Source organism: Streptomyces sp. CO7, assembly GCF_053474865.1.
In genome coordinates, this window is sequence record NZ_JBRIOU010000005.1 from 203,215 (window position 1) to 204,508 (window position 1,294).

At 72.6% G+C, this 1,294-nt stretch carries 1 protein-coding gene and 1 pseudogene; one reads left to right on the plus strand and one right to left on the minus strand.

All coding sequences use genetic code 11. The annotated features are described in order from the left end of the window. Positions 1-154: 154 nt before the first annotated feature. Entirely contained in the window at positions 155-754 is a 600-nt protein-coding gene (locus ACOV8S_RS19365) for a hypothetical protein (protein WP_448319064.1), read from the minus strand. Positions 755-982: 228 nt separating this feature from the next. Between ACOV8S_RS19365 and ACOV8S_RS19370 the strand changes: the two are divergent. After that, a pseudogene (locus ACOV8S_RS19370) lies at positions 983-1,294 on the plus strand (hypothetical protein); the annotation flags it as partial.

Below are 1,294 nucleotides of genomic sequence, written 5' to 3' on the forward strand. Positions count from 1 at the left end.
GCTCCGGACCGCTCCACCCCTCACACCCACGCCACCCGGCGGCCGCAGGGAGCCGCCGGGTGGCGTGGGTGTGAGGGGTGGAGCGGTCCGGAGCAGGCGCCCGGGCGGGGAGCCGTACCCGGGTCGGGTCCGGGCGCCTGCCGATCGGTGGACGTCAGAAGTAGGTGACGTCCAGGACGCCGCGCTCGAACTCGTACTGGACGTACGGACGGCCGCGGTGGCTGTCGCGGTAGACCACGTCGCCGCGCGAGCCGCGGACGCGGTCCGCGGTGTCGCGGATGTACCTGTCCAGGCAGCGGTTCTCGCGCAGGTCGACCTTGTAGCCGTTCGCGTGGGTGTAGCGCCCGCGGCGGTTGCCCCAGTCGTTGCCGACCTCGGTGCCGTTGACGACGACCACGTTGCAGCGGCTGTCGCGCTTGAGCTTCACCAGGCCGCGGACGGTGTCCTCCTGGATGCCCTGGTAGCTGGTGCAGCGGGAGCGGTTGACGTTGTGACAGTCGCCCGGCGAGACACGGCGCACGCCCGCACGGTCGAGGATGCGGTCCGCCTGGCGGTCGCTGAGGCGCTCACCGGGCCGCGAGGCGACGGAGTCGGCCGCGGCGGGGGCGGCGGAGGCGACCGGGGCGAAGGCCATCAGGCCGCCGGCCAGGGCGGTGGCGAGGAGGGCGGCGACGGCCCCCTTGCGCCGGCGGGCCGGCGTGGCGGAGGAGGCGGCCTCGGTGGCCGGGGCGAGCTGCTCGGTGGCGTTACGCACGGATGCGGGTCCTTTCGACTGCCGTCGTGGTCGCGTCGTGGATCGCTGACGACGGTGGTTTCACCCGGCCGAAGACGCTCGACCGGGTGGGTTGGACGTCTCAACCCTGCCCCGGCAAATCCGGCCAGTTCTATACTTCCGGCGGGTCAGTTGATTCATGCACAAATCGGCTTCTATGCACGCGGCTGACCAGCGATCATGCATGGAGGCGTGGGGGAGGCGCATCAAATGCGTGAGGAATCCGGCCGGAGTTGTGAGGAGTTCGCGAAGGGCGGGAGCGCGGCGCGGCTGAAGCTGGCGGCGCTGTTGCGGAGTTGGTGGCAGGAGGATCCGGGCCGGGCCACGCAGTCGTCGCTGGCGCGGAAGCTGGGCGAGCGGGGAGTGAAGACCAGCCAGGAGATGCTCTCGCGGTACCTGCACCGCACCCGGCCCACCGTGGCCCGGCCGGACGTCGTCCGGGCGCTGCACGCGGTGCTGGAGCGCGGGGACGCGGAACTGGAGGAGGCGCTGGAACTCCTCGCGGCGGCGCGGGGGGACGAC